Below are 25115 nucleotides of genomic sequence, written 5' to 3'. Positions count from 1 at the left end.
AGGGTGCCCTCAATTGCCGAAGCCGGAGAAGCGGCTGACGTGCTGGCCATCCTTCAGCGCGCCGCCGCCGGTCAGCACGATCTCCTCGCCGCCGCTGAGGCCCTGGGCGATGCGGAAATCGCCGTACTGGGTCGCTTCGGCCTGAACCGGCGTCCAGGTGACGGTGCCTGTTTCGGCGCCCGCAGGCGCAAAGACCATCACCCCGGTGCGGCCGTCAGAGGCTGCCACCAGAGCGGTGGCCGGCACCCGGATCGCGGCATCGCCGGTGTCCACCCTCACATTCACAGTGGCAGAAGCGCCGGGCAGGATCTGGCGGTCGTCGGGCGGAGTCAGGCGGAGGGTCACCCGGTAGGTCTGTCCAACGCTGCTGGCTTCGGCGTCATATTCGATGATCTCCAGCGGATAGTCGGTCTCCTGGCCGGGGAAGTTCGCGGCTATCGTCACCACATCGCTTTCATCAGCCTGCTGGAACAGGATCTCGGGCACATCCACCTTGATGTGCAGCTCGGACATGTCGTGCAGCCGCACTACCGGGGTGCCGGCGCTGATGGTTGTGAACTGCTCGACCTCGCGGCTGGAGACCAGCGCATCGAAAGGAGCATTCAGCGTTGCGTGCTCCAGTTCATATTCGGCATCGCGCAGGGCGACACGGGCAAGGCCAGCCTCGGTCTCGGCGTCATCGATTGATACCTGGCTGACAGTTCCGGTCAGTTTCTCCAGCCGTGCCACTGTGCGGTCAGCCTGTTCCTTGCGCAGCCGGGCTTGTTCCAGCTGCAGTTCGAAGGGTTCCAGATCCAGCTCGGCAATCAGCCCCCCCTGGGGAACTTCGGCACCTTCGGAAACGGGAAATTTAAGGATCTGCCCGCCGACCTGAAACGCCAAATCCACGGTCTGCTTCGCCGCCACCTGGCCAAAGAACTGGCGCTCCAGAAGCAAGGCTTCGGAGGAGGTCTGTAACAGCTTGACGGGTTTCAGCGGCTCTTGTGCCATGGCCGCAGATGACAGAAGAAACACCCCCGCGGTCAGGGCAGGAAATTCGTTCCAGCGCATATTTGTCCCTCTTTCCGGGCACCGGCAGCGGACCCGCAGAATAACTTGTTTCAGTGCAGCCGCGCCCGCGCTTGTACACAGGTCCTGGCTTCGGAAGCTGGCTGCAAGATAACTCTTTCTGCCAGGATGAAAGAAGCCTCGATGCGATCCGAGGCGCAGTGCCGGGCCTGGTCATCCAGGCCGCCGGTAATAAGAATAGCGAGAATCACTGAGCCGCGGATTTGCGGTGCATAGCCTGTGGACAGAAATTTTTTCTGTGAACAAGATCACAATTCTGAGCAGTCTCATGCGGCGTGTTCCCGGTTGGGCGCTGCTGCATCCATTTATCGTGTCAGGCAGTGGAGGCCAGGATCTCTCTGTTTCGCGGGTATAGTTTCGAGGGCCAATGAGCCGCTTGCGCCCAAGTCTGATTGCAGGCCGGTCGGGTTGCGGAGCGGCCGGGTTTTCATTTTATCCGGCAAACCTGAATCCACAGGACCGGCGCGCGCCCCTAGGTGAACGTGACATCCACGGCATGCGCGCGGGCGCCGGGCTTCATGTGAGACCGGCATTTGATGGCTGAGTTCGAGCAGAACCGGAAACACCTAGCGCTTGCTGCCGTATCCAATCGCAGAATAGTTGTGCGTTTTCCTGATCTCTGGTGGTGTCGATCAGGTAGAAATAGTCGCGCTCTATTTCCAGAAATCCATCCAGCCTGCGCAGCGAACCGTCCTCCAGATAAGGGTCAACCAGCGGATTGCCCGCCAGCGCAACGCCATGCCCGGCAATGGCAGCCTGCAGCATGTTGATGTAGGTATTCATCACCACGCCGCTGGATTCAGGCGGCGGCGCCACATTGTTGTGCCGGAACCAGTTCGGTCAGCGGGCGCCGGGGCGGTAGATTCCCGAAAGATGCAGCAGATTCTCTTTCAGCAGGTCCTCGGGGCGGGCAAGCGCTGTCCGCGCCTGGTATTTCGGGCTGGCAACGGGAAAAACACGCTCCTGCAGCAGGGGGGTGACTTTTTCCCACGGCGGCGGCGTTTTTGAGTAGCGGGTGGCGACATCCACGTCTTCGGCCTCGAGGTCAAGCTTGCGGTCGGTGACAACCAGGTTCAGCTCGATTTGCGGATGAAGGTTGCTGAAACCGACCAGCCTCGGCATCAGCCAGTAGGTGGCGAAGGCAGATGTCGTGGTGACCGTCAGCCGGGATTCGCTTGTCCGAGCAGAGACATTCTGCAGAGCGGAAGCGATCTGATGCAGTGCCGGGGACATTTCGGCTTCCAGTGCCCGCCCGGCCTGGGTCTGCGTCACCTTGCAGTGAACAGCGTGACCCCAAGCCTTTCTTCCAACTCGGCAATCTGGCGGCAGACCAGCCCGGCAAGGGCGTGTCTGTATCGCCGATAAAGGGATCGCCGGCAAATGCCTGGTTTCAGCATATGGTCGTGCAGCTTGGGCTGGAGGCTTTGGGTTACGAAGTGGAGGAAACGCTGGAAGCGGACTTTCCCGCCGTTCACCTGGCGGTTGCTTCGGGCGATGCGGACTACACGTTCAACCACTGGAAACCGCTGCATAACGATTTCTTTGACAAATCCGGCGGCGAGGCTGTGATGACCCGGGTCAATGCGGCCATCACCGGGGCCGGGCAGGGCTATTTCATCGACAGGAAGACCGCCGAGGCGCATGGCATTACCAGTATCGGTCAGCTCACCGACCCGGAATTGGCGTCGCTGTTCGACAGCGACGGTGACGGTCGGGCGAACCTGTCCGGCTGCAATCCGGGCTGGGGCTGCGAACTGACGATCGAAGACCATCTGAAGGCGTTCAAGCTCCGCGATACAGTGCAGCACGACCAGGGCAGCTATTTCGCGATCATGGCCGACACCATCACCCGCTACAATGAAGGCGGTGCAATCCTATACTACACGTGGACACCCAACTGGATCAGCGATGTGCTTGTGCCGGGTGAGGACGTGGTGCAGATCGGCGTGCCGTCTGAGGGGGAATTCGATGCGGGGTTTGCGGTGAATGACGTCTACATCGTCGCCAATAACGCGTTCCTCGAAGAAAACCGGGCAGCCGCCAGGTTTTTCGAACTGGTCGAAATCCCGATCGCGGCGGTCAATGCCGCCCAGGTGAAGCTGCGCGACGGGGAAAACGCTCTGGAAGATTTCCGGCGCCATGCCCGGGACTGGGTGTCTGCCAATCAGGCCGAGTTCGATGGATGGATCGCCGAGGCCGTCAAAGCCAACTGACCTCCTCCCTGAAGTTGGCGGGCGCAGCCCCGGCTGCGCCCATTTTTCCTGAAAGGACCGCGCCATGAGTGAAGCGCAAATCGAATGCCGCGACCTGTGGAAGATCTACGGGAGCAGATCGGACGAAGCCATGAAGGCCGTTCTGTCCGAAGGATTGAGCAAGGAGGAGGTTCGAGGAGGTTCGCGACAGGTTCAACTGTGTCCTGGGCGTGCGCAACGCCAGTTTTCCGTCCGGAAAGGCGAGATCTTCTGCATCATGGGCCTTTCGGGCTCAGGCAAATCCACACTGGTGCGCCACGTGAACCGGCTGATCGAGCCGACCGCAGGTGAAATTCGCGTGGCCGGCCAGCGCGTCGACACGATGGGCGAGACCGAGTTGCGCCAGTTGCGTGCCGAAACCATCGGCATGGTGTTTCAGCATATGGCGTTGTGGCCGCACCGCACTCTGGGCGAGAATGTGGGCTTTGGCCTGGAGGTGCGCGATATCAGGCCCTCCGAACGGCGGGCGGCAGCGGAGAAGGCGCTGGCGGCGATGGACCTGACCGGCTGGATCGACCACTACCCCGATCAGCTGCCGGGCGATATGCAGAAGCGTGTTGGCTTGGCTCGCGCCCTGGTGGCGGATCCGGAAATTCTGCTGATGGATGAGCCTTTTTTGGCGTTGGACCCGCTGATCCGGCGCCAGCTGCAAGACCAGTTCCTGAACCTGTCCGCGCATATGAAAAAGACTACCCTGTTCATCACCCATGACCTCGACGAGGCGATCCGGATGGGGGACCACATCGCCATCATGAACGACGGTGAGATCGTGCAGATCGGCACCCCGGAGGAAATCGTGACCAATCCGAAGGACGGTTATGTCGCGGAATTCGTCAAGGGTATCAGCCGCATCAGACTGGTGCGGGCGGAGACCATCATGGAGCCGCTCAACGGCAGCCAGGGGACGCCGAAACAGGTGCGCCCGGATGCCGAACTGGGGGAGATCCTGGACCATTTCATGGACGACCAGTCGCCGGTCACCGTGGTCAGCCCGGACCATGCGGCGATCGGCCGGATCACCATCAAGGCTGCTTTGACAGCGATACGCGGCTGAGGGGAGGCGGAAATGGATTTCTGGAACATCTTCGACACTGAATGGGTGCCCATCGGCGGCTGGGTGGAAGCGGCTCTGCTATGGGTCGTGGACAACTTCCGCTTTGTTTTCTAGGCGGTAAAGGTGCCGTTCGACATCGTGCTGACCGGTCTTGAGGACGCGCTGACCGGGACGCCGGACCTGCTGATGCTGGCCATCATCGCGCTGGTTGCCTAGCAGGCCGGCGGGCGCAGGCTGGGCCTGATTGCCCTGGTCTGTATGGCGGCCATCGGCCTGATGGGCGCCTGGGAGGAAAGCATGACGACGCTGTCGATCGTGCTGACCTGCGTGGTGTTCTGTTCGCTGATCGGCATTCCGCTGGGCGTGGCCGCAGCCAAGAACAACCGCTTCTGGATGGTGCTGCAGCCGGTTCTGGACCTGATGCGGACGATCCCCTCCTTCGTCTATCTGGTGCCCATCGCGATGCTGTTTTCGATCGGCAACGTCTCGGGCGTGATCGTGACCTTCATCTATGCGCTGCCGCCGGTGGTGCGCCTGACCAACCTGGGCATCCGGCAGGTCCGGCCCGATATGGTCGAAGCGGCGCGGGCCTTCGGCGCCTCCAACCGCCAGACGCTCTACAAGATCGAGCTGCCGCTGGTGATGCCGACCATCATGGCCGGCGTCAACCAGACCATTATGATGGCGCTGTCGATGGTGGTTGTCTCCTCGATGATCTCGGTTACCGGGCTGGGCCAGATGGTGCTGCGCGGCATCGGCCGCCTGGACATGGGTCTCGCCACCGTCGGCGGGCTGGGCATCGTGTTTCTGGCCATTGTCATTGACCGGGTTTCGCAAAGCTTCGGCATCTCGGCCCGCGACCGCATTCATAAGAAATGGTATGAAACCGGCCCCGTCGGGGCGGTGCGTACGCTGCTTTTGAAGGGCTAAGTCATGAGCAAGAAACCCAATATCCTGTTCATTCAGGTCGACCAGCTGACCGCTTCGGCACTGCGGGCCTATGGCGACACTCTCTGCCATTCCCCCACGCTGGACGCATTGGCCGAGGGCGGCGTGGTGTTCGAAAACGCCTACTGCAATTTCCCGCTCTGCGCGCCGTCACGGTTTTCCATGGCGACCGGGCAGCTGTGCTCGGCGGTCGGGGCTTACGACAACGCGGCGGAGTTTTCGGCCGAGATCCCGACCTATGCCCACTACCTGCGTGCCGCGGGCTATCAGACAGCGCTGTCGGGCAAGATGCACTTTATCGGGCCGGACCAGTTTCATGGCTTTGAGAAACGCCTGACCGCCGATCTCTACCCTGCGGATTTTGCCTGGGTGCCGAACTGGGGCAACGAAGGCAAGCGAAACACCAATGACCCGCGCGCGGTGCGGATCGCAGGCATTTGCGAACGGTCGGTGCAGATCGATTATGACGAGGAGATTACCTTTAAGGCGGTCCAGCACATTCTTTGACATGGCGCGCTCCGGCGATGAGCGTCCTTTCTTCCTGCAGGTGTCTTATACCCACCCGCATGAACCCTATCTGTGCCGCAAGGAATTCTGGGATCTTTATGAAGGCAAGGAAATACCCATGCCGCGGGTTGGGGCTTTGCCCGAACAAAAGCACGACCCGCACTCCGTGCGGCTGCTCAAGGATTTCGGGATGCTTGGGATTGAGTTCAGCGATGAGGACGTGCAGCGCGCCATCCGGGCCTATTACGGCTCGATCAGCTACATCGACAGCATGGTGGCGCAGGTGCTGGATGCCTTGCAGGCGACGGGTGCCGACAAGAACACGGCTATCATTTTCACCTCGGACCATGGGGAGATGCTGGGCGAGCGGGGCATGTGGTTCAAGAAGCACTTCTTCGAGAAGGCCCTGCGCGTTCCACTCATCCTGTCCGCCCCGTGGATTATGCCCCAGCGGGTCAGCGAGCTGGCGTCCCTGGTGGATCTGGTGCCGACGTTCAATGCGATTGCCAGTATCGAAAATGAAGTTGAACCGCTGGAAGGCGTGGCGCTGACGGCCTTGCTTGACCGGGGCAACCCGGCGCCTGCGCGCACCGTTTATGCCGAATATCTGGCCGAGGCGACTCCGGTGCCGATTTTCATGATCCGGCGAGGGCAGTACAAATTCCTGTCTTCCTCTCATGATGGCGACATGCTGTTCGATCTGGAGGCAGATCCAGACGAGCGTACCAACCTGGCCCTGTCCCCGGGGCACCAGGAAACCGTCGCGGCATTTCGTGATGAGGTTGCAGAAAAGTGGAACGAGGCTGCCCTGACCCGCGATATCGTTCGTAGCCAGCGGCGCAGAGCTCTGGTCCGGGAGGCGATGGCGCAGGGGCAGAAACAGCGCTGGAACCACCACGAAAGCGAGACCGACCAGGTCCTGTGGTACCGGGGCGAGCAGGGCTACAACGAATGGGCGTTCAAGTACATCTGAACGAATACCGGCGAAGCATCTGCAAGATAGGCTTCGCCGGTAAACAATCACCGATCCGCCGGATTGACAGCCGGATATGAAAGACTTGCCGGATACGCCCCAGCCCGTGACACGAGCCGGTTTGCATACCTGCCGTGAAAGGGGCAAGCAGTGTCAGATCACCTTTCGCAAAGGGTCGCCGCCAGGCTGGTCCATTGCACCCGGCTGCGGTTCCAGCAAAACGCTGAGCCACAGCAACAACGGCAGTGCCACGAAGGCGCCGACTGGCCCCCAGAGCCACAGACCGAAGACGATCACCAGAAAGATCAGCAACGGATTCATCGACATCCGCTGGCCGACCACCAAAGGTGTCACGACATTTGCCTCTGTCAGGTTGATGAGCAAAAAGGCCAGCGGTGGCAGCACTGCGTAAGCGCCGTGGAACTGCAGGATGCCTGCCAGAACCAGCCCTGCAGTGATCAGCAAGGGCCCGAGATAGAGAATATAGTTGAGCAAGCCTGCCGCTAAACCCCAAAGAAGCGCGTATTCGACGCCGAGCGCCATCATCGCCGCCGCGGTCACCGCACCCAGACCGGTATTCACCAAGGTAATCGCTGCAAAGTACCGGGAAACCACTTTGTCCGCGTGCTTCAAGCGGGGCTTCAGGGGGCCTGTCAGATCATAAAGCTCATTCCGGGTCAGGGTAAAGAAGAACAGCGTGCCGATAAAGATGAACACCTGGGATACGAAACTGGGGGCCAGCCACAACGCATCGCCCACCGAGGGAATAGCTGTTTGGGGTTCGACAGACTCGGCGCCGACGCTTTCCTCTATCTCCTGGCTGATGGTCTCTATACCGCGCAGCAGCGACGATGCCTGATCGATAAGGCGGGCCATCACAGTCTTGATGCGGGGCAGCTCCTCAATCAGAACGCCGATCAGCGGCTCAATCAGCAGCAGGATGACCGCCACGAACAGCGTGGACGCCACCAGCAGCGACAAAGCGATCGCCAGCCGCGGAACGCCATGGCGGGACAGCCTGTCAGCCAGCGGTGACACCACCACCCCAAGCACCAGAGCGAAGCTCATGGGCGCGAGTATCTGCTGCGCCAGCTGAAGCGCAGCTGTGATGCTGATGACCGTCAGGATCATCAGCATCACGCGGACCCCCCGGCCGCTGAGAACTGTCTTTAGATATCCGGGCATGTCATTCAGCTGGCGGCAGTTTGAGGAGGCGGCGCGGTTTCCGCCGGATCCAGCTTGGCGCTGGCCTTCTGATACAGTTTGTCCATCTCCTCGCGCAGGGCAGCTTCTGCTTTGGCGGCCAGCGCATCGCGGTGCGCGCCCAGCAATTCGTCCTCGCGGCGCGTCGCGGGCAGCAGTGCCCCGATCAGCGCGCCAAGGCCAAGCGCAATGGCACCGGCGGCCAGCGGATTCTCATCATAGAAGGTTCGCCCGCGTTTGGCGGCTCTTGCCGCATGGGCCTCGACTTTTTCCTGCGCCTGCAAAGCAGCAGTGCGTGCCTTCAGTACGCGTTTGCGGGCAGCATCGGGCAGGGCGTCCAGCCCCGCGTTCAAGGTCTCGCGCATCTTGCTGGCGCGGAAGCTCTCGTCACTCATCCCGGTCATCTCCTTCTTCATTGCGGCATCTGCCGCGGCGACACGTTCATCGAATCCGGCAAAGGCGGCTTCGGGCGGGACGGCGGCCGGTTGGGGCGCCGCGGGGCGCGGACGGCCGCCGGATCCAGTGAGCATCAGCGCAAGCCCGGCCCCGGTCAGGACCAGTGCCGCCGGGTTGCGTTTGGCCGCGGAAACGGCCTGCTGCCCCAGCTGCCCGCCGTAACTGTGAGCCGCCTCAGTCAGCTGTTCCGTCACCGAACGGGGGGCCAGGGTTCCAGTCAGGCCGTGCAGCGAGGCGGCCAGGCGGCGCCGGTTTTCGTCAACTTGCTGTTCCAGCCTGTCAGTACCGGGCATTTGCGGCCTCCTTGATGCTGGCAGCATCCTTTTGAACATTTCGAATGGTCCGGGACGGAAGCAGCGCCTTGCTGCTGAGCCGGGACTTGGCCGCCAGCAGCAGGCATGCTGCTCCGGCAAACAGCGCACCGCCGACGATGAGAGCGGCAAGTCCCGGGGGCAGTCCGGCCGCAGTGAGCCAAGCGACAAGCGCGGCGGAAATCACATGCAGACCCGCCAGCGCGAGGATCGCCGCGGCAGCCAGGCAGGCAAGTCCGGTTCCCGCGCGGGATGCCTTTTCTTTCAGTTCGCCCTTGGCAAGTTCTGCTTCGCTGCGCAGAAGTGCTGCGAAGTGGCGGAGAACCGCAAGGAACAGCTCAGGCGCCGCGCGTAAGTCACGATGCGCCATGGTTGTTCCCTCCGTCGGATGTCGCCAGCGCTCCCTCCTGTCCACGCAGGGCGGAAGCAGCCGGATCGCGCGCCTTCAGAAAGCGGGTGGCGGCAAACCCGGTAAGGGCGGCCGCGCTGAGAAAGAGCAGCGGATTGCGGCGGGCGAAGGCGGTGACATCCTGCATGGTCTGGTCGAATTCCAGAGAGCGCACCCGGCGGGCGGCATCTTCCAGCTGGCCTGCGACCATCTGTGCGGCCTGCGCTTGAACGGAACCGGGTGCAAAGGCATCTGCTGCGGCGCCCGCGGCGTCCGCAGTCGCCTGCACCTCTTGAGCGGCCTGCGCTTGCGCTGTTCCGGCAGCATCGCGAACGGTGTCTGCAACGGCCTCCTTGGCCTTGCGGCCCAGATCCGCAGCTTGTGCTCGGGCCTGCCTTTCCAGATCAGAAGTATCGGTCATGTCATCAGCCTTTCCGGTGTCCGGGGGTCACTGCGAAAACCCGCGTTGGCGCTGTTTCCGCTTGGAAGAAGTCCGGCCCGGCCTGTGAAAGCCGGGCCGCATCGTGGCAATGCGGATGTGTCAGATCTTTGCGGCAGAAGATCGCGGGCCTGCAATCAGCCAGATGATAAAGCCGACGACGGGCAGTATGAGGATCAGCAGAATCCAGAGGATTTTAGCCGCAGTGGAAGCACCGGAAGACAGGATCTGAATGATCGCATAGATGTCGACGGCCAGTACAAGCAGGCCAATAAGTCCATATTCCATGATATTCTCCCTTCGGTCTGTCGTTCTGGAAAGGCAACGCACGGAAAGGACAATGGTTCCCGGGGCAGGGGCTGTTACCTTGGTGCGAACGTGCAAAGTTTGGTTCAGCCCTCGATGGACATAAAAAGCCGCGCTGAAAAGCGCGGCTTTGGTCGGTAGGTTCCAACTTGGCTGGATCAGTAGCGGTTGCGCATTGCCAAACCCAGCAGCACCCCGGCTCCCAGGGCACCTGCAATCGCAAGGCCGGGGTTCTTTTTCACAAATGACCGCCCCTCTGTGGCGAGACGCTGCAATTCGCCGGAACTGTATTGCAGTCCGGCGTCGAACTGCTCCTGCGCCTGCTGCACGGTTTGTGCGGCCTGCTCCTTAACGCGCCCGGCGAGGCTGCCGGAATCGCTGTCTGCCGAGGTCTTGGTACGGCGTTTGGTCTGCTTTTGTGCGTCAGCTGTGTTGGTCATGTTTCAGTCTCCTTGTTTGGGCTGCCGTCTGTTCGTGCGGGGGCGCGGCCCCGGTCAGCTCTTGATGCGGCGGGCAGTGAGCGAGTGGACAAAGAGTGCCAGGGCAATCACTGAAACGATCGGAGCAACTCCCGCGGAAGCCACTGCCATGCCGCCGGCTGCAAAAACTGCGGCGGCAAACGCGACGATCAGTAAGGTGAGTGCCCATCCAAGCATTGCTTTCTCCTTCACTGTTTGAGCGCTGCGTTGCGCGTCATACGGAATGTCAACGGCTGGACGGCTGAATGGTTCCTCATTTCGCTGCCGTCAGCCCTTTGCTGCCTGTTCCGGTCAGGAAGAGGCGCAGCGGTCTGGCTGCGCTTCCAGGAACCCCGGCGGCAAGTCAGCCGCCGTCGCGGGCTTCTTCTTCAGGGCTTTGAATGTCGATCGTGGGAACGGTAACGGTCACTTCTTCCGTGCCGGTTTCTATGTCGCCCACGTCAGCTTTGAACTCGGGCAGCTGGCCGCCTTCGACAGAGACGTCCACATCAGGAATGCGGGTTTCCTGTGTCTGATCAATGTCGATCATGTAGATGCCAAAAACCAGCAAAACGATGCCAGCAACGGTCGCAATGATAATTGAAGGTTTCATGATGCTGTCCTTTCGGGTTGCTTTGAGCAGTCAACGTGCCCGCAGATGGAAAGGTTCCCGGAAAAGCGGGCGGGCACGCCAGAAAGCCGCGTATGCCGGGCCGGCCTCCTTTGACTTGCGTTTAGTGTGCGTGGGAATGCTGAGCGCATGCACTTCGGCTGGTCCGGTAGTGCTCTGCTAGGAAAAAATGTTTCTGCCTTTGCTTTGCCCGCTACTCATGCGGAGCCTGACCGGAGCTCGAGCGGATTGCTGTTTGATTTTATCAACGAAGCATTAGAGGAAAAAGAAACCATGAGCGCCTTGCACTCCAAGCCCAGATTGAACTGCTGCAGGTTTGCCGGAGGCTGATATCAGTTAGTTGCGGGCTCGTTCCTCAGTTTTCATAGCGCATGGAAATTAGCCTTTGCTTCTGCCGGCGGAAAATTTCCGATAGACACGGACAGGCGGCGTTTGTTGAACCAGTCAACCCATTCGAGTGTTGCGTTTTCCAACGCTTCGAAATTGCGCGATGGGGCGCGGCGGTAAGTGACCCTGGCCTTGAAGAGACCGTTGATCGTTTCGGCCAGCGCATTGCCGTAGCTGTCCCCAACCCTGCCGGCAGAGGGCGCGATACTGGCCTCGCCCAGCCGCTCTGTATATTTGATCGACATGATTGCCTGCCAGAGGGAACTGTGCTGGCCCTGGTTGTACTGCACCAGCCGCACCGTACGCTCTCAGACCTCGGTGAACTGCTCGTTTGTTGTCTTTCTCATTGCGGCTTCGTCCTGTTCAGGTGTTGAAGCCTCAGGCAAACCCAGTGCAGTTCAATTCGTCAATCTCGCAAGGGCTGAGATTTACAGGGAAAGCAGAGCCAGTCGGCGTGAGAGATGGCTATTGGGGCGGGCAACGGCGGGATTGCAGTTGATCGGTCCCGGTGAATCCATCGCAGATACAATGTTTGGAGACTTTACATGACTTCACCCAAGGTCTGCGGCCGTCAGCAAGGTTGGACTTATTCATTTTATGACTAGACATAATATTATATTTGAGTAGCTTATTGTCGAACCGGAAATACAGTGACTCGGGGGGAATCCGTGACAGGAAATTATGTTCTGACAGGTGCCAGTCTGGCCACGATGGCCAGCTCAGACACGCCTTACGGTCTGATCGGGAACGGCGCAGTGGCAGTTTCGGAAGGCCGCATCGTCTGGGCAGGCCGGAGGGAAAAATTGTCAGCTGACAATTTCCCGTGGAAGCAGGTTGATCTGGGCGGGCGGCTGGTGACGCCTGGACTGATCGACTGCCACACACATATAGTTTTTGGCGGCAACCGGGCGATGGAATTCGAGATGCGCCTGAACGGCGCGTCATACGAGGAAGTCGCAAGGGCAGGGGGCGGCATCGTCTCCACCGTTTCGGCCACCCGCGAAGCTTCTCTGGAGAAGCTCGTACGGGATGCGCTGCCTCGCTTGGATGCGCTAATTGCTGAGGGCGCCACGGTGGTAGAGGTGAAATCCGGCTACGGACTGGACCTGAAGACCGAGCTGAACATGCTGCGCGCCGCCCGCCGTCTGGGCGAATTGCGCCCGGTGACAATCAAGACAACCTTCCTTGGCGCCCATGCCACCCCGGCCGAATACAAGGGCCGCGATGACGCCTATATCGACGAGGTCTGCATCCCCGCCCTGCGCGCCGCCCATACCGAGGGGCTGGTGGATGCGGTCGACGGCTTCTGCGAAAACATCGCCTTTGCCCCCGCGCAGATTGAACGGGTGTTCAAGGTGGCACAGGAACTCGGCCTGCCGGTGAAACTGCACGCCGAGCAGCTGAGCCATCAGGGCGGCACCGCGCTGGCGGCGCAGTATGGCGCGTTGTCAGTCGATCACGTGGAATACGCCAACGAGGACGACGCCCGCGCGATGGCGGCCAGCGGCTCTGTCGCGGTGATCCTGCCGGGGGCGTTCTATACAATCCGCGAAACCCAGATGCCGCCGATCGAGCATTTCCGCAAACACGGCGTGCCGATGGCGCTGGCCACCGATTGCAACCCTGGCTCCTCGCCGCTGACGTCTTTGCTGCTGACCATGAACATGGGCTGCACCCTGTTCCGCATGACGCCGGAGGAGGCGCTGGCAGGCATCACCCGCAACGCAGCGCGCGCGCTGGGGCTGACGGACCGGGGCCAGATCGCGGCAGGCATGCGCGCGGATCTGGCGGTCTGGGATGTCGAGACCCCGGGCGAGCTGGCCTACCGCATCGGCTTCAACCCGCTTCACTCCCGTATTTATGAGGGCGAACAATGATCAACATGATCCCCGGAACGGTGACGCTTGCCACCCTGCAGGATGTCTACCGCAACCTGACCCCGGCGCGGCTGGACGACAGCGCCCGTGCGCCCGTCGAGGCCGCGGCCAAGATGGTGGCCGAAGCTGCCGCCGGTGACGCGGCGGTCTATGGTATCAACACCGGTTTCGGCAAACTGGCCTCGACCAAGATCGCGCCCAAGGACACCGCAACGCTGCAGCGCAACCTGATCCTGTCCCACTGCTGCGGGGTGGGGGAGGCGCTGCCGGAGGACAAGACCCGGCTGATGATGACGCTGAAGCTGTTGTCGATGGGCCGGGGTGCCTCGGGCGTGCGCTGGCTGGTGATCGCGCAGATCGAGCAGATGCTGGAACGCGGCGTAGTGCCGGTAATCCCGTCGCAGGGCTCGGTCGGGGCGTCGGGCGATCTGGCGCCGCTGGCGCATATGGCGGCGGCGATGATCGGGGCAGGGGAGGCCACGTTCGAAGGCACCCGGATGCCCAGCACGGAGGCGCTGAAAAAGGCCGGGATGCAGCCGATCGAGCTGGGCCCCAAGGAAGGGCTGGGGCTGATCAACGGCACCCAGTTCTCCACCGCCTGCGCGCTGGCGGGGCTGTTTGATGCCTGGCGGATGGCCGAGGCCTCGATGGCGATTGCCTCGCTGACAACGGATGCGATCATGGGCTCCACCGCGCCTTTGGTGGCCGACATCCATACCCTGCGCGGCCATGCCGGGCAGATCGACGTGGCGCAGCAGATGCGTGACATCATGGAAGGGTCGGAGATCCGTGAAAGCCACCGCGAGGGCGACAGCCGGGTGCAGGATCCCTACTGTATTCGCTGTCAACCTCAGGTTGTGGGCGCGGCGCTGGACGTGCTGCGCATGGCGGCCAAGACGCTGGAGATTGAGGCCAACGCCGTCACCGACAATCCGCTGGTTCTGGTGGATGAAGGGCGCATCGTTTCGGGCGGCAACTTCCATGCGGAATACGTGGGTTTTGCTGCGGACCAGATAGCGCTGGCTGTGGCTGAGATTGGTGCGATTGCGCAGCGCCGTGTTGCCTTGATGGTGGACCCGACGCTGAGCCACGACCTGCCGCCATTCCTTACCCCCAATCCGGGGCTGAACAGCGGCTTCATGATTGCCGAGGTGACGACGGCCGCGCTGATGAGCGAGAACAAGCATCTGGCCAATCCTTGCGTGACGGATTCCACCCCGACTTCCGCCAACCAGGAGGACCATGTGTCGATGGCCGCTCATGGCGCGCTGCGGTTGGGTAAGATGAACGCCAATCTGTCGGTGATCCTAGGCGTTGAGATGCTCTGCGCCGCGCAAGGCGTTGAGGCGCGCGCACCGCTGCAGACCTCGGCCCGGTTGCAGGACGTGCTGGGGCTGCTGCGCGCGGATATTCCGGCGCTGGGGGATGACCGCTATCTGGCGCCCGACATCGAAGCCGCCAGCGCCATGGTGCGGGCAGGCCGCGTCGCCGCCGTCGCAGGCGTGGAGGTTGCGGCATGATCGAAGTCAGCAAAGGTTCATCGCCGCTGGTGCTGGGGCTGCCCCACACGGGCACCGACGTGCCGCCCGAGGTCTGGGAATGCCTGAACGAGACCGGCCGCGCGCTTGCGGATACCGACTGGCATATTCATGACCTTTACGATGGTTTGACCGAAGACGTGACCACCGTGCGCACGCCGATCCACCGCTATGTGATTGACGTGAACCGTGATCCGGCTGGTGTCAGCCTGTATCCGGGGCAGAACACCACGACGCTGGTGCCGCTGACCGATTTCGACGGGCGGCCGATCTGGCAGGACGGGCAGGAGCCGGACGCGGCGGAGATCACCCGCCGCCGCGATGCCTATCACGCACCCTATCACGCGGCGCTGACGGAGGAGCTGGAGCGGGTGAAGGCAATCCACGGCTTTGCCATTCTGTATGACTGCCATTCGATCCGCGGCGACATTCCGTTCCTGTTCGAGGGCCGTCTGCCGGATTTCAGCATCGGCACCAATCTGGGCGCCACCTGCGATCCGGCGGTAGAAGCGATGACCGTGGCCCGCTGCGAGGCGGCTGCAGCCTATACCTCGGTTCTGAACGGCCGTTTCAAGGGTGGCTGGACCACGCGGCACTATGGTCGCCCAGCTGAGGGCCTGCATGCGATCCAGATGGAGCTGGCGCAGGCGACCTACTGCCAGGAAAGCCCGCCCTGGACCTATCTGCCGGAGCGCGCGGACAACTTGCGCGCCCATCTCACCCAAATTCTGACTGATCTCAAAAACTGGAGGCCCGCAGCATGAGCGATCCCCGCAAAAACACCCGTGATATTTTCCCGCCCACCGGCACCGAGCTGAACGCTAAGTCCTGGATGACCGAAGCGCCGCTGCGGATGATGATGAACAACCTGCACCCGGACGTGGCGGAAAACCCGCATGAGCTGGTGGTTTATGGCGGCATCGGCCGCGCCGCGCGCACCTGGAAGGATTTCGACATGATCGTCGAGAGCCTGAAGAACCTGGAAGAAGACCAGACCCTGATGGTGCAGTCGGGCAAGCCGGTCGGCGTCTTCCAGACCCACAAGGACGCACCGCGCGTGCTGATTGCCAACTCCAACCTGGTGCCGCATTGGGCCAACTGGGACCACTTCAACGAGCTCGATAAGAAGGGCCTGATGATGTACGGCCAGATGACGGCCGGCTCCTGGATCTACATTGGCACTCAGGGCATCGTGCAGGGCACCTATGAAACCTTTGCCGAGGCCGGCCGCCAGCATTACGGCGGCGACCTCAAGGGCAAGTGGATCCTGACCGGCGGCCTCGGAGGAATGGGTGGCGCGCAGCCGCTGGCGGCTGTGTTTGCCGGTGCCTGCTGCCTGGCGGTGGAGTGCAACCCAGACAGCATCGACTTCCGCCTGCGCACCAAATACCTAGACGAGAAGGCCGAGACCCTGGACGAGGCGCTGGAGATGATCGAGCGCTGGACCGCGGCGGGTGAGGCGAAATCCGTGGGTCTTTTGGGCAATGCTGCGGATGTGTTTGCCGAGCTGGTGGAGCGCGCCAAGGCGGGCGGCATCCGCCCCGATATCGTCACCGACCAGACCTCTGCCCATGATCCGGTCAACGGCTACCTGCCACAGGGCTGGACCATGGCCGAGTGGAAGGAAAAACGCGAGAGCGACAAGAAAGCGGTGGAGAAAGCCGCCCGCGCCTCGATGAAGGTGCAAGTGAAGGCGATGTGCGACTTCCACGCGATGGGCATCCCCACGGTCGATTACGGCAACAACATCCGCCAGATGGCGTTGGAGGAGGGGCTGGAGAACGCCTTTGATTTCCCCGGCTTTGTACCCGCCTACATCCGCCCGCTGTTCTGCCGCGGCATCGGCCCGTTCCGCTGGTGCGCGCTGTCGGGCGACCCGGAGGACATCCGCAAAACCGACGCCAAGATGAAGGAGCTGTTCCCCGAGAACGAAGGCCTGCACCGCTGGCTGGATATGGCGCAGGAGCGCATTGCCTTCCAGGGCCTGCCCGCGCGGATCTGCTGGATCGGCCTCGGCGACCGCCACAAGGCTGGCCTCGCGTTCAACGAGATGGTCCGCAATGGTGAGCTGTCGGCGCCGGTTGTGATTGGCCGCGACCACCTGGACTCGGGCTCCGTGGCCTCCCCGAACCGCGAGACCGAGGCGATGATGGACGGCTCCGATGCCGTATCCGACTGGCCGCTGCTGAACGCGCTGCTGAACACCGCTTCCGGCGCCACCTGGGTGTCGCTGCACCATGGCGGCGGCGTTGGTATGGGCTTCTCGCAGCATTCCGGCGTGGTGATCTGCTGCGACGGCACCGAGGACGCCGACCGCCGTATCGGCCGCGTGCTGTGGAACGACCCGGCCACCGGCGTCATGCGCCACGCGGATGCGGGGTATGACATCGCCAAGGACTGCGCGCGCGAGCACGGGCTGAACCTGCCTGGCATCCTGGGCTGACGTTCGAGCGAGAGAAAGGCAGAAATCCGGCGCGGATTTCTGCCCTGAAAGATCGATTTTTCATAGCCGTTTCCCTGTGAGGGAAACGGCTATTTTTCGTTTAGCAGCCGTTCGGCTGTCTCTTTCGCGTCGCTCAGGTGGCGATCGATGGCGGTGCGGGCGGCTTTGGCATCTCCTGACACGATGGCCTCGCAGATATCCTGCATATGGGCGGGGCCGGGTTTCTGGCGCTCCGCGGTCGACAGCGTCACCGCCCGCAATCGGCTGATGCGGCCGTTCAGACGCTGGGCGATTTCCCAGGCGACATTGTGGCCGGCGCCGTCGAAGATGATGCGGTAAAACTCCGTCGTGGCCCGCAGCATCGGTGTGGGCACGCCTGCGCCCACGGCCTCTTGCAGTTCAAGCAGCGCCGCCTTCAACTGCTCTGCCAGCTGCGGCGTGATGTTCTGTGCGCAGGCGGTGGCGGCGGCGGTCTCCAGCATCTGGCGGATGTCGTAGATCTGCCGCGCGTCGGCCCACGTAAGCTGCGCCACAATCGGCCCCTTGCCGGGCAGGATCTCCACCAGCCCCTCTGCCTCCAGGTACCGGATGGTTTCGCGCACCACGGTGCGGCTGACGCCAAGCTGGTCGCACAGGGGCCGCTCCACCAGCCGTTCTCCGGGGGCAAACTGGCCGGAAATGATCGCCTCGCGCATCCGCTCCTGCACGATATCGCGCAGGGTCTGCGGCTGGTGGTCGATTTTGCTCATGATGGGGCTGGTCATAGTTCTTCCGATAGCAACGGGGGCAGGGCGGAACAAGTCTGCATTGACATACTGTATGATGGTATACCATATTACGGCAACTGGAATCAGACAAGAAAGACCCGCCCATGCCCGCCGAAATCCGCAAGACGCTGCTGCATGTTGAAGAAACCCTGATCGAGGGCGGCAAGGCGGCGGAAACCCCGCTCAAGATGATTGCCGCGGTGGCGGTGATCAAAAACCCCTGGGCAGGGCAGGGCTTTGTCGAGGACCTGCGCCCGGCGATCCATGACTGTGCGCCCGGTCTGGGAGAGAAGCTGACCGCGATGATCCTGGAAGCCGCAGGCGGCGGCGGCAAGGTCGAGGGCTACGGAAAATCCGCCATCGTCGGCGTCAATGGCGAGGTGGAGCATGCCTCCGCCCTCATCCACACCCTGCGGTTTGGCAATCACTTCCGCGAGGCGGTGGGGGCGAAATCCTACCTGGCCTTCACCAACACCCGCGGGCCTGCCAATGCCTCGCTGCAGATCCCGCTGATGGACAAGAACGACGGCGGGCGGCGCAGCCATTATCTGACCATCCAGCTGTCCGTGGCCGATGCGCCGGGCCCGGATGAGATCGTGATTGCGCTTGGCGCCTCCATCGGCGGGCGGCCGCATCACCGGATCGGCGACCGCTATCAGGACCTGAAGGAACTGGGTCATGACGTCGACAACCCTGCAGCCGTCTGAGCCTTACGGCGCCGTCGCCTGCCTGCGGGCAGGGCGCGGCGATCCGGTGGTGCTGATCCACGGGGTCGGCATGCAATCGGCGGCCTGGGGGCCGCAGATCGAGGCGCTGAGCCTGACCCATCAGGTGATTGCGCTGGACATGCCCGGCCACGGCGGCAGCGCACCGCTGCCGGAGGGGGCAGAGCTGCCGGATTACGTGGCCTGGCTGCATGCCGCGCTGCAGGCGCTGGATCTGGGGCCGGTCAGCCTGGCGGGGCATTCCATGGGCGCGCTGATTGCAGGTGGCTATACGGTCTGCCATCCTGAGAACGTGGCCCGTGTGGCATTGCTGAACGGGGTGTTCCGCCGCTCTACCGAGGCGCGGGCTGCGGTGGAGGCGCGCGCTGCGGAAATCCGCGCGGGCAGCTTTGACCTGGAAACGCCGCTGGCGCGCTGGTTCGGGCAGAGCGAGACCGACCAGGCGGCACGGGCGCAAGTGGCCGGATGGCTGTCAGGCGTGAACCTGGCGGGTTATGCCGCCGCCTACACCGCCTTTGCCCGCGGCGACAGCACTTATGCGGACGGCTTTGCGGGCATCCGCTGCCCGCTTCTGGCGCTGACAGGCGATGGCGATCCAAACTCGACACCCGCAATGGCGCAGGCCATGGCGAATGCCGTGCAGCAGGGCAGTGCGGTTGTCATCGAAGGTCACCGGCATATGGTCAATCTGACCGCGCCTGCAGCGGTCAACGCCGCCTTGCGGGACTGGCTGAACACCGAAGGAGCGACGTAATGAGCGAGATCGATCCACGCGCCCTGCGCAACGCATTCGGCACCTTCATGACCGGCGTCACCGTGGTGACAACGCACGATCCGGACGGGAACCCCATCGGCTTTACCGCCAATTCCTTCACCTCCGTGTCGCTGGACCCGCCGCTGGTACTGGTGTGCATTGCCAACTCCTCCAGCAACTACGCGGCGTTCGAACAGGCGGGCGGCTTCGCCGTCAATGTACTGGCGGAGGACCAGAAGGATGTCTCCAACACATTTGCGCGCCCTGTAGAGGACCGCTTTGCCGCCGTCAGCTGGCAACGGGGACCGCAGGGCAGCCCGGTGTTCGAGGGTGTCTCCGCCTGGTTCGACTGCGCCATGCACAACCGGGTTGAGGCGGGCGACCACCTGATCCTGATCGGCCGGGTGGAGGCGTTTGAAACCTCACCCGCGCCGGGGCTGGGGTATGCCCGCGGCGCCTATGTGACCGCCGCTGCCGAGGCCGAAGCCCTGACCCAAGGCGCCAAGCTGATTGTCTCGGCATTGATCGAGCACGAGGGCGAGGTGCTGCTTATAGGCAACGACCAGGGCAAGCTGACGCTGCCGGAAATCCGGGTGGGTAAGGAGGGTGCCTCTGCCGCGTTGGCCAAGCTGATCGCGGACACTGGTGTCGAGGCCGAGCCGGGGTTCATCTATTCCGTTTACGAAGACAAAGCGCGCGAACATCAGCACATCTCGTTCCTTTGCCAATCGGCTGGCGGCACACCGGCCAAGGGCGTTTTCACACCGCTGACCCAATCCACGCTGATGGACATTGCCGACGCGGCGATGTGCACCATGCTGGAACGGTTCGCGAGTGAAGCCCGGATGGGCAATTTCGGGGTGTATTATGGCAATCAGACCACCGGGCAGGTCCGTCCCGTGGCGACAGGGAGCAAGGGCGCATGAAATTTTCCCTCTTTGCGCATATGGAGCGGATTTCCGTGGCAGACGATCAGAAGCAGCTTTATGACGAGTTCATCCAGCTGTGCAAAATTGCCGATGACGGCGGTATGCATGCGGTTTGGACCGGTGAGCATCACGGGATGAATTTCACCATCTCGCCAAACCCGTTTCTGAACCTCATTGACGTGGCGCGGCATACCAAGAACGTGCGGCTGGGCACCGGCACCGTGATTGCGCCGTTCTGGCATCCGATCCGGCTGGCCGGTGAGGCGGCGATGACCGATATCATCACCGAAGGCCGCCTGGACCTGGGCATCGCCCGAGGGGCGTACTCCTATGAATACGAGCGCATGATGCCGGGCATGGACGCCTGGGAGGCCGGCCAGCGGATGCGTGAGCTGATCCCGGCGGTGCAGAGCTTGTGGCAGGGCGACTATGCGCAGGAGGGGGAGTTTCATTCCTTCCCGAAAACCACGTCTTCCCCGAAACCGGTGCAAGAGAACGGCCCGCCGATCTGGGTCGCGGCGCGCGATCCCAACAGCCACGAGTTCGCCGTGGCCAATGGCTGCAATGTGCAGGTGACGCCGCTGTGGAAGGGTGATGAGGAAATCACTGACCTGATGGGCAAGTTCAACGATGCCTGTGCCAAGCACAACGGCGTGCCGCGGCCCAAGATCATGCTGCTGCAGCACACCTATGTCGCGGACAGCGCCGAGGATGTGAAACGCGGGGCAGAGGAGCTCAATCGCTTCTACTGCTACTTCGGGGCCTGGTTCATGAACAAGCGGGACGTCAGCCAGGGCCTGATTGATCCGCTGAGTGACGAGGAGATTGCCGCGCATCCGTTCTACTCGCCCGAGGCGATGGAGCGCGATCTGGTGATCGGCGAACCCGTGGCGGTGATCGAGCGGCTGAAGAAATACGAAGCCCTAGGCTATGATGAATACTCGTTCTGGATCGACAGCAGCATGAGTTTCGAGCGCAAGAAAGCCTCGCTTGAGCGGTTCATCACCGAAGTCATGCCTGCGTTTCAATAAGGGAATCTGAGAATGCAGACCTTCCAGCAGTATATCGGCGGTGCGTTTGAGGACGCGAGCGAGACCTTCGAGAGTCTCGATCCGGCCACCGGCAAACCCTGGGCGCAGATGCCTGCCGCTTCGGCGGCCGATGTAGACCGGGCGGTCAGGGCAGCGGAAGCTGCGTTTTTCTCCAGCGAATGGGCGGGTATGACCGCCACTCAGCGCGGCAAGCTGCTGATGCGGCTGGCCGATCTGGTGGCGGAAAACGCCCCGCGGCTGGCGGAGCTGGAAACCCGCGACACCGGCAAGATCATCCGCGAGACCTCGGCCCAGATCGCCTATGTGGCGGAATACTACCGCTACTATGCTGGCCTTGCCGACAAGATCGAAGGCGCGCATTTGCCGATCGACAAGCAGGACATGGAGGTCTGGCTGCGGCGCGAGCCGGTGGGGGTGGTGGCCGCCATCGTGCCGTGGAACTCGCAGCTGTTCCTGTCCGCTGTCAAAATCGGCCCGGCGCTGGCGGCGGGCTGTACGGTGGTGCTGAAGGCCTCGGAGGAAGGCCCGGCACCTATGCTGGAATTCGCCCGGATCTTTGATCAGGCCGACTTTCCGTCCGGTGTGCTGAACGTGATCACCGGCGGGCCGGAGGCTGGGGCTGCCCTGACCAGCCATTCCAAAGTGGCCCATGTGGCCTTCACCGGCGGGCCGGAGACTGCCCGCCATATCGTGCGCAATTCCGCGGAAAACCTCGCCTCCACCTCGCTGGAGCTGGGCGGTAAGTCGCCCTTCATTGTGTTTGACGACGCCGATCTGGAAAGCGCGGTGAATGCGCAGGTGTCGGGCATTTTTGCTGCGACCGGGCAAAGCTGTGTCGCAGGATCGCGGCTGGTGATCCAGAAGGGCATCAAGGACGCCTTCCTTGCGCGGCTGAAAGAGAAAGCCGAAGCGGTGGTCATTGGCGCGCCGGATGACATGGCGACCGAAGTCGGGCCGCTGTGCACTCTGAAACAGCGCGACCATGCGGTGAACCTGATCGAGGCGTCGGTGAAGGCGGGGGCCAAGCTGGTCACCGGCGGCACCGTGCCGGAAGGGGAGGGCTTCTTTTTCCCGCCGACGGTGCTGGACTGCTCTGACGCGCCGGAGGCTCCCTGCCTCAGCACCGAATTCTTCGGCCCCGTCCTGTCGGTGGTGGCGTTCGAGACCGAAGCGCAGGCGCTGGAGATCGCCAACAGCACCGCCTTCGGGCTGGCGTCCGGCGTGTTCACCCAGAACCTCACCCGCGCGCACCGGATGATCCGGGGCATCCGCGCGGGCATCGTCTGGGTCAACACCTACCGCGCGGTCAGCCCGATTGCCCCCTTCGGCGGCCACGGCCTGTCTGGCCACGGCCGCGAGGGCGGCCTGCAGGCGGCGCTGGATTACACCAAGGTCAAGGCGGTCTGGCTGCGCACCAGCGACGATCCGATCCCGGATCCGTTTGTGATGCGCTGATCCGCACCCGGTGGAAACGGAGGTGTTTCCGGCTAAAACTCAGGCAGATCCGGCCGGCTGCTGAGAGGGGTTGGACGCGGGCGTGGATCCGGTCACACTGAAGCTCTACTGCGGCCGGTGTGGCCGCGCAGTCAGGAGTGATGTGATGAGTGACGCGATTTACAAGACAGTGGATGTGGTGGGCAGCTCGCAATCCAGCATCGAGGACGCCATCAGCGGGGCGATCGTCCGCGCCTCGAAGACAATCGAGCATATCAGCTGGTTCGAGGTCGGAGAGATCCGCGGCCATGTGGAGGGCGGCAAGGTCGCCCATTACCAGGTTGGGCTCAAAATCGGGTTCCGGCTGGACTAATCCGGAATTTTCATCTGCAGGTGGCGCACCGGTCCCGCTGCACTATCTGGTGGCGCAGATCCGGATGCGGAGCGGCAGGAGATGCAGATCAGCCCTCAAAGCGTGATCGTATTGGGTGGTACGGGGTTTCTCGGCCGCCGGGTGGTGCGGCGTCTGCAGCAGCAGGGCTTCCGCGTTAGCGCAGGCACCCGCACGCCGGGAGCAGCGGCTCCGCAGGAGTGGGGGCCCGGTGCGGTGCAGGTACAGGTGGATCTGGCGGACCAGGGTGTCATGGCACGCGCGCTGAGCGGGGCCGCATGGGTGGTGAACTGCATCGGCTTTTACGCCGAGACACGGCAGCAGAGCTATCAGGACGTTCATGTGAGCGGTGCCCAAATGATTGCCCGGCTGGTGCAGGAAACCCCTGGCCAGCGGCTGATTCATATTTCCGGGATCGGCGCCAGCCTGCATTCGGCTTCGGCCTATGTGCGGGCTAGGGCGGCAGGCGAGGTCGCGGTGCGCAGCGCCTGTCCGGCTGCTGTGATCCTGCGTCCCGGCGTCATGTTCTGCCAGGGCGGCGTTTTCTTCGGGGACCTGCGGAAACTTGTAGCCCGTCTGCCGGTGATCCCGCTGTTCGGCACTGGCCGCACCCGGCTGCAGCCGGTCTGGGTCGAGGATGTGGCCGAGGCGGTTGCCCGTGTCCTTGAAGGACCGCGGGCGCAGCGCAAAATTTATGAGCTGGGCGGGCCGGATGTGTTTGCCTACAGCGACATCCTGCAGCGGTTGGCGGCCCGGAACGGCCACCGCCGCCTGCTGCTGCCGGTGCCCTTTGTGCTGTGGCGGCTTGCAGCGGCGCTGATGTCGCTGCTGCCGCACCCGCCGGTGACCCAGGCGCAGATCGCGCTGATGCAGCGGGACAATACCGTTGGGGAAGGGATTGCCGGGTTTCCCGATCTTGGGATCAGGCCGCATTCCGCCGTCGCGCTGGGGCTGATTTAGGCCGTCCGGAAGCGGTTTGTCGTCCGGGCTGGAACACGCCGACAGGGGCGGGTGTCAGGCTGGGGCCGTGCTTTTGGCCGCCAGGTAGCATTCCAGCCAGTCCCAGCAGAACGCCTGAATTCTTGCCTTGTCGACCGCCTTGGGGTTCAGGCAGCTTTCGAACCAAACCCCCTCCAGGAAAACCAGGAGGAAGGTGGCGAACGTCTCGGAATCCACAGTTATGCAGCGTTCTTCGATAAGGCTTTTAATCAAGAGCTCGAAGGCGCTCCGCTGCTCCTGAAAAGTTTCCTCGAAGGCAGATTTCAATTCCGGGTTGGTTTGCGAAAGACTCCAGAAGCCTGTGTAAGTTCCGATCACACCGCCGTTTGACCATTCGTCTGAAAAATACAGCTGAAACAGCTGCTTCAGCCTCTCCTCCGCTGACAGTCTTGTGTCGCCTGTGATTGCGCGGACTTCGGAAAGATATTGCTGAGCCATGTCGTGGTAAGCCGCGAGAAATAGACTGTCCTTGCCGTCGAAGTAGTGGGTGAGCAGGCCGGGGGAAACCCCCAGGTCCTTGCAGATCTCCCGGACGCCGGTGCCTTGGGCGCCGTACTTCGCAAGTGAAGCCCTGGCGCCCTGCAGCATCAGCCGGCGCCGGTCCTCGGGGTTGAGGCGCTGTCTCTTCTGGTTGGTCACGGCTGATCCATCCCTGCCTGTTTCCGGGTAATTGTATATTTGTACAGCAGCCGTCTGGAAGTGCAAACCGTTATCCCGCTGGTTAAAAATGCCTATTGTACATTCGTACAATTTAACTTGACGCAAACTGTACGAATGTACAATAGTTTGGAGCAGCACAGTTGAATCTGCAAACAGGAGCACGGG

At 62.5% G+C, this 25115-nt stretch carries 27 protein-coding genes and 2 pseudogenes; 16 read left to right on the top strand and 13 right to left on the bottom strand.

What is annotated here, in order from left to right; genetic code table 11:
* Positions 1–9: 9 nt before the first annotated feature.
* Together KUV26_RS18835 and KUV26_RS23740 are read right to left on the bottom strand one after the other, a co-directional pair.
* Complete coding sequence (locus KUV26_RS18835) at positions 10–1050, bottom strand: efflux RND transporter periplasmic adaptor subunit (protein WP_222509538.1); 1041 nt, start codon at positions 1048–1050, stop codon at positions 10–12.
* A 534-nt stretch (positions 1051–1584) separates the two neighbouring features.
* Positions 1585–2301: pseudogene (locus KUV26_RS23740) on the bottom strand (LysR substrate-binding domain-containing protein).
* An 86-nt stretch (positions 2302–2387) separates the two neighbouring features.
* On the opposite strand from KUV26_RS23740, the gene proX reads away from it, so the two are divergent.
* From proX to KUV26_RS18800, 5 genes are all read left to right on the top strand, one after another.
* Positions 2388–3281: a glycine betaine/L-proline ABC transporter substrate-binding protein ProX gene (gene proX, locus KUV26_RS18820; RefSeq protein ID WP_222509600.1), complete on the top strand. Its 894-nt coding sequence runs from the start codon at positions 2388–2390 to the stop codon at positions 3279–3281.
* Positions 3282–3345: 64 nt separating this feature from the next.
* Positions 3346–4374 carry an ATP-binding cassette domain-containing protein gene (locus KUV26_RS18815; protein ID WP_222509535.1) on the top strand — a complete coding sequence of 343 codons (1029 nt, stop codon included), beginning with the start codon at positions 3346–3348 and terminating at the stop codon, positions 4372–4374.
* Positions 4375–4632: 258 nt separating this feature from the next.
* Positions 4633–5304, top strand: a complete 672-nt coding sequence (locus tag KUV26_RS18810; RefSeq protein ID WP_222509534.1) for an ABC transporter permease — start codon at positions 4633–4635, stop codon at positions 5302–5304.
* A 3-nt stretch (positions 5305–5307) separates the two neighbouring features.
* Entirely contained in the window at positions 5308–5829 is a 522-nt protein-coding gene (locus tag KUV26_RS18805; protein WP_222509533.1) for a sulfatase-like hydrolase/transferase, read from the top strand.
* Between the two features lies 1 nt (position 5830).
* A complete protein-coding gene (locus KUV26_RS18800) occupies positions 5831–6802 on the top strand; it encodes a sulfatase-like hydrolase/transferase (RefSeq protein WP_222509532.1) in 972 nt (323 codons plus the stop codon).
* 153 nt (positions 6803–6955) lie between these two features.
* Here the strand turns inward: KUV26_RS18800 and KUV26_RS18795 are convergent, their stop codons facing one another.
* The 9 genes and pseudogenes from KUV26_RS18795 to KUV26_RS18755 form a co-directional block, all read right to left on the bottom strand.
* Entirely contained in the window at positions 6956–7987 is a 1032-nt protein-coding gene (locus KUV26_RS18795; RefSeq protein ID WP_222509531.1) for an AI-2E family transporter, read from the bottom strand.
* Between the two features lie 5 nt (positions 7988–7992).
* Positions 7993–8754 carry a hypothetical protein gene (locus tag KUV26_RS18790; RefSeq protein WP_222509530.1) on the bottom strand — a complete coding sequence of 254 codons (762 nt, stop codon included), beginning with the start codon at positions 8752–8754 and terminating at the stop codon, positions 7993–7995.
* Positions 8741–9142 carry a phage holin family protein gene (locus KUV26_RS18785; RefSeq protein ID WP_222509529.1) on the bottom strand — a complete coding sequence of 134 codons (402 nt, stop codon included), beginning with the start codon at positions 9140–9142 and terminating at the stop codon, positions 8741–8743. Before KUV26_RS18785 ends, KUV26_RS18790 begins: the two co-directional genes overlap by 14 nt.
* Positions 9129–9581 (bottom strand): hypothetical protein, encoded by a 453-nt coding sequence (locus KUV26_RS18780; protein WP_222509528.1) that lies wholly within the window; start codon positions 9579–9581, stop codon positions 9129–9131. Before KUV26_RS18780 ends, KUV26_RS18785 begins: the two co-directional genes overlap by 14 nt.
* A gap of 120 nt (positions 9582–9701) precedes the next feature.
* A complete protein-coding gene (locus KUV26_RS18775; RefSeq protein ID WP_222505195.1) occupies positions 9702–9887 on the bottom strand; it encodes a PLDc N-terminal domain-containing protein in 186 nt (61 codons plus the stop codon).
* A 176-nt stretch (positions 9888–10063) separates the two neighbouring features.
* Positions 10064–10345 carry a hypothetical protein gene (locus KUV26_RS18770; protein WP_222509527.1) on the bottom strand — a complete coding sequence of 94 codons (282 nt, stop codon included), beginning with the start codon at positions 10343–10345 and terminating at the stop codon, positions 10064–10066.
* Positions 10346–10399: 54 nt separating this feature from the next.
* Complete coding sequence (locus tag KUV26_RS18765; RefSeq protein WP_222509526.1) at positions 10400–10561, bottom strand: DUF1328 domain-containing protein; 162 nt, start codon at positions 10559–10561, stop codon at positions 10400–10402.
* A 166-nt stretch (positions 10562–10727) separates the two neighbouring features.
* The gene (locus tag KUV26_RS18760; protein WP_222505198.1) at positions 10728–10976 is read right to left on the bottom strand and encodes a hypothetical protein; all 249 of its coding nucleotides are present in this window, start codon (positions 10974–10976) and stop codon (positions 10728–10730) included.
* Between the two features lie 380 nt (positions 10977–11356).
* Positions 11357–11623: pseudogene (locus KUV26_RS18755) on the bottom strand (integrase core domain-containing protein); the annotation flags it as partial.
* Between the two features lie 426 nt (positions 11624–12049).
* Here KUV26_RS18755 and hutI point away from each other — a divergent pair.
* The 4 genes from hutI to hutU are packed head-to-tail and all read left to right on the top strand — an operon-like array spanning position 12050 to position 17239.
* Positions 12050–13258 carry an imidazolonepropionase gene (gene hutI, locus KUV26_RS18750; protein ID WP_222509525.1) on the top strand — a complete coding sequence of 403 codons (1209 nt, stop codon included), beginning with the start codon at positions 12050–12052 and terminating at the stop codon, positions 13256–13258.
* Positions 13255–14778, top strand: coding sequence for a histidine ammonia-lyase (gene hutH / locus KUV26_RS18745; protein WP_222509524.1), 1524 nt, complete (start codon positions 13255–13257; stop codon positions 14776–14778). Before hutI ends, hutH begins: the two co-directional genes overlap by 4 nt.
* Positions 14775–15560 (top strand): N-formylglutamate deformylase, encoded by a 786-nt coding sequence (gene hutG, locus KUV26_RS18740; RefSeq protein ID WP_222509523.1) that lies wholly within the window; start codon positions 14775–14777, stop codon positions 15558–15560. Before hutH ends, hutG begins: the two co-directional genes overlap by 4 nt.
* Positions 15557–17239 (top strand): urocanate hydratase, encoded by a 1683-nt coding sequence (gene hutU / locus KUV26_RS18735; protein ID WP_222509522.1) that lies wholly within the window; start codon positions 15557–15559, stop codon positions 17237–17239. The genes hutG and hutU overlap by 4 nt, the downstream gene beginning before the upstream one ends.
* Positions 17240–17328: 89 nt before the next feature.
* Here hutU and KUV26_RS18730 read toward each other — a convergent pair whose 3' ends face one another.
* Entirely contained in the window at positions 17329–18003 is a 675-nt protein-coding gene (locus KUV26_RS18730; RefSeq protein ID WP_222509521.1) for a GntR family transcriptional regulator, read from the bottom strand.
* A 107-nt stretch (positions 18004–18110) separates the two neighbouring features.
* Here KUV26_RS18730 and KUV26_RS18725 point away from each other — a divergent pair, with 107 nt between their 5' ends.
* The 7 genes from KUV26_RS18725 (at position 18111) to KUV26_RS18695 (ending at position 24251) form a co-directional block, all read left to right on the top strand.
* The gene (locus KUV26_RS18725; protein ID WP_222509520.1) at positions 18111–18713 is read left to right on the top strand and encodes an amino acid synthesis family protein; all 603 of its coding nucleotides are present in this window, start codon (positions 18111–18113) and stop codon (positions 18711–18713) included.
* Entirely contained in the window at positions 18685–19485 is an 801-nt protein-coding gene (locus KUV26_RS18720) for an alpha/beta fold hydrolase (protein WP_222509519.1), read from the top strand. Before KUV26_RS18725 ends, KUV26_RS18720 begins: the two co-directional genes overlap by 29 nt.
* On the top strand, positions 19485–20411 hold the full coding sequence (locus tag KUV26_RS18715) for a flavin reductase (RefSeq protein ID WP_222509518.1): 927 nt from the start codon (positions 19485–19487) through the stop codon (positions 20409–20411). The genes KUV26_RS18720 and KUV26_RS18715 overlap by 1 nt, the downstream gene beginning before the upstream one ends.
* Positions 20408–21445 (top strand): LLM class flavin-dependent oxidoreductase, encoded by a 1038-nt coding sequence (locus tag KUV26_RS18710; protein ID WP_222509517.1) that lies wholly within the window; start codon positions 20408–20410, stop codon positions 21443–21445. Before KUV26_RS18715 ends, KUV26_RS18710 begins: the two co-directional genes overlap by 4 nt.
* A 12-nt stretch (positions 21446–21457) precedes the next feature.
* Complete coding sequence (locus KUV26_RS18705) at positions 21458–22921, top strand: aldehyde dehydrogenase (RefSeq protein ID WP_222509516.1); 1464 nt, start codon at positions 21458–21460, stop codon at positions 22919–22921.
* A gap of 145 nt (positions 22922–23066) precedes the next feature.
* A complete protein-coding gene (locus KUV26_RS18700) occupies positions 23067–23273 on the top strand; it encodes a dodecin (protein WP_222509515.1) in 207 nt (68 codons plus the stop codon).
* 81 nt (positions 23274–23354) lie between these two features.
* Complete coding sequence (locus KUV26_RS18695) at positions 23355–24251, top strand: complex I NDUFA9 subunit family protein (protein ID WP_222509514.1); 897 nt, start codon at positions 23355–23357, stop codon at positions 24249–24251.
* Between the two features lie 54 nt (positions 24252–24305).
* Here KUV26_RS18695 and KUV26_RS18690 read toward each other — a convergent pair whose 3' ends face one another.
* Positions 24306–25112 (bottom strand): TetR/AcrR family transcriptional regulator, encoded by an 807-nt coding sequence (locus KUV26_RS18690; protein WP_222509513.1) that lies wholly within the window; start codon positions 25110–25112, stop codon positions 24306–24308.
* Positions 25113–25115 lie beyond the last annotated feature (3 nt).

Source organism: Leisingera daeponensis (genome assembly GCF_019801465.1).
In the GTDB taxonomy this organism is placed as follows: domain Bacteria; phylum Pseudomonadota; class Alphaproteobacteria; order Rhodobacterales; family Rhodobacteraceae; genus Leisingera; species Leisingera daeponensis_A.
The sequence above is the reverse complement of the archived record's forward strand: the minus strand, read 5'-3'. Positions and strand labels throughout refer to the sequence as shown.

What these genes read in the sequence shown, in the direction of transcription:
- KUV26_RS18835 (WP_222509538.1), bottom strand. Translation starts at nt 1,050, where the DNA reads ATGCGCTGGAACGAATTTCCTGCCCTGACCGCGGGGGTGTTTCTTCTG.
- KUV26_RS18815 (WP_222509535.1), top strand. Translation starts at nt 3,346, where the DNA reads ATGAGTGAAGCGCAAATCGAATGCCGCGACCTGTGGAAGATCTACGGG.
- KUV26_RS18810 (WP_222509534.1), top strand. Translation starts at nt 4,633, where the DNA reads ATGGCGGCCATCGGCCTGATGGGCGCCTGGGAGGAAAGCATGACGACG.
- KUV26_RS18805 (WP_222509533.1), top strand. Translation starts at nt 5,308, where the DNA reads ATGAGCAAGAAACCCAATATCCTGTTCATTCAGGTCGACCAGCTGACC.
- KUV26_RS18800 (WP_222509532.1), top strand. Translation starts at nt 5,831, where the DNA reads ATGGCGCGCTCCGGCGATGAGCGTCCTTTCTTCCTGCAGGTGTCTTAT.
- KUV26_RS18795 (WP_222509531.1), bottom strand. Translation starts at nt 7,987, where the DNA reads ATGCCCGGATATCTAAAGACAGTTCTCAGCGGCCGGGGGGTCCGCGTG.
- KUV26_RS18790 (WP_222509530.1), bottom strand. Translation starts at nt 8,754, where the DNA reads ATGCCCGGTACTGACAGGCTGGAACAGCAAGTTGACGAAAACCGGCGC.
- KUV26_RS18785 (WP_222509529.1), bottom strand. Translation starts at nt 9,142, where the DNA reads ATGGCGCATCGTGACTTACGCGCGGCGCCTGAGCTGTTCCTTGCGGTT.
- KUV26_RS18780 (WP_222509528.1), bottom strand. Translation starts at nt 9,581, where the DNA reads ATGACCGATACTTCTGATCTGGAAAGGCAGGCCCGAGCACAAGCTGCG.
- KUV26_RS18775 (WP_222505195.1), bottom strand. Translation starts at nt 9,887, where the DNA reads ATGGAATATGGACTTATTGGCCTGCTTGTACTGGCCGTCGACATCTAT.
- KUV26_RS18770 (WP_222509527.1), bottom strand. Translation starts at nt 10,345, where the DNA reads ATGACCAACACAGCTGACGCACAAAAGCAGACCAAACGCCGTACCAAG.
- KUV26_RS18765 (WP_222509526.1), bottom strand. Translation starts at nt 10,561, where the DNA reads ATGCTTGGATGGGCACTCACCTTACTGATCGTCGCGTTTGCCGCCGCA.
- KUV26_RS18760 (WP_222505198.1), bottom strand. Translation starts at nt 10,976, where the DNA reads ATGAAACCTTCAATTATCATTGCGACCGTTGCTGGCATCGTTTTGCTG.
- hutH (WP_222509524.1), top strand. Translation starts at nt 13,255, where the DNA reads ATGATCAACATGATCCCCGGAACGGTGACGCTTGCCACCCTGCAGGAT.
- hutG (WP_222509523.1), top strand. Translation starts at nt 14,775, where the DNA reads ATGATCGAAGTCAGCAAAGGTTCATCGCCGCTGGTGCTGGGGCTGCCC.
- hutU (WP_222509522.1), top strand. Translation starts at nt 15,557, where the DNA reads ATGAGCGATCCCCGCAAAAACACCCGTGATATTTTCCCGCCCACCGGC.
- KUV26_RS18730 (WP_222509521.1), bottom strand. Translation starts at nt 18,003, where the DNA reads ATGACCAGCCCCATCATGAGCAAAATCGACCACCAGCCGCAGACCCTG.
- KUV26_RS18725 (WP_222509520.1), top strand. Translation starts at nt 18,111, where the DNA reads ATGCCCGCCGAAATCCGCAAGACGCTGCTGCATGTTGAAGAAACCCTG.
- KUV26_RS18720 (WP_222509519.1), top strand. Translation starts at nt 18,685, where the DNA reads ATGACGTCGACAACCCTGCAGCCGTCTGAGCCTTACGGCGCCGTCGCC.
- KUV26_RS18715 (WP_222509518.1), top strand. Translation starts at nt 19,485, where the DNA reads ATGAGCGAGATCGATCCACGCGCCCTGCGCAACGCATTCGGCACCTTC.
- KUV26_RS18710 (WP_222509517.1), top strand. Translation starts at nt 20,408, where the DNA reads ATGAAATTTTCCCTCTTTGCGCATATGGAGCGGATTTCCGTGGCAGAC.
- KUV26_RS18705 (WP_222509516.1), top strand. Translation starts at nt 21,458, where the DNA reads ATGCAGACCTTCCAGCAGTATATCGGCGGTGCGTTTGAGGACGCGAGC.
- KUV26_RS18700 (WP_222509515.1), top strand. Translation starts at nt 23,067, where the DNA reads ATGAGTGACGCGATTTACAAGACAGTGGATGTGGTGGGCAGCTCGCAA.
- KUV26_RS18695 (WP_222509514.1), top strand. Translation starts at nt 23,355, where the DNA reads ATGCAGATCAGCCCTCAAAGCGTGATCGTATTGGGTGGTACGGGGTTT.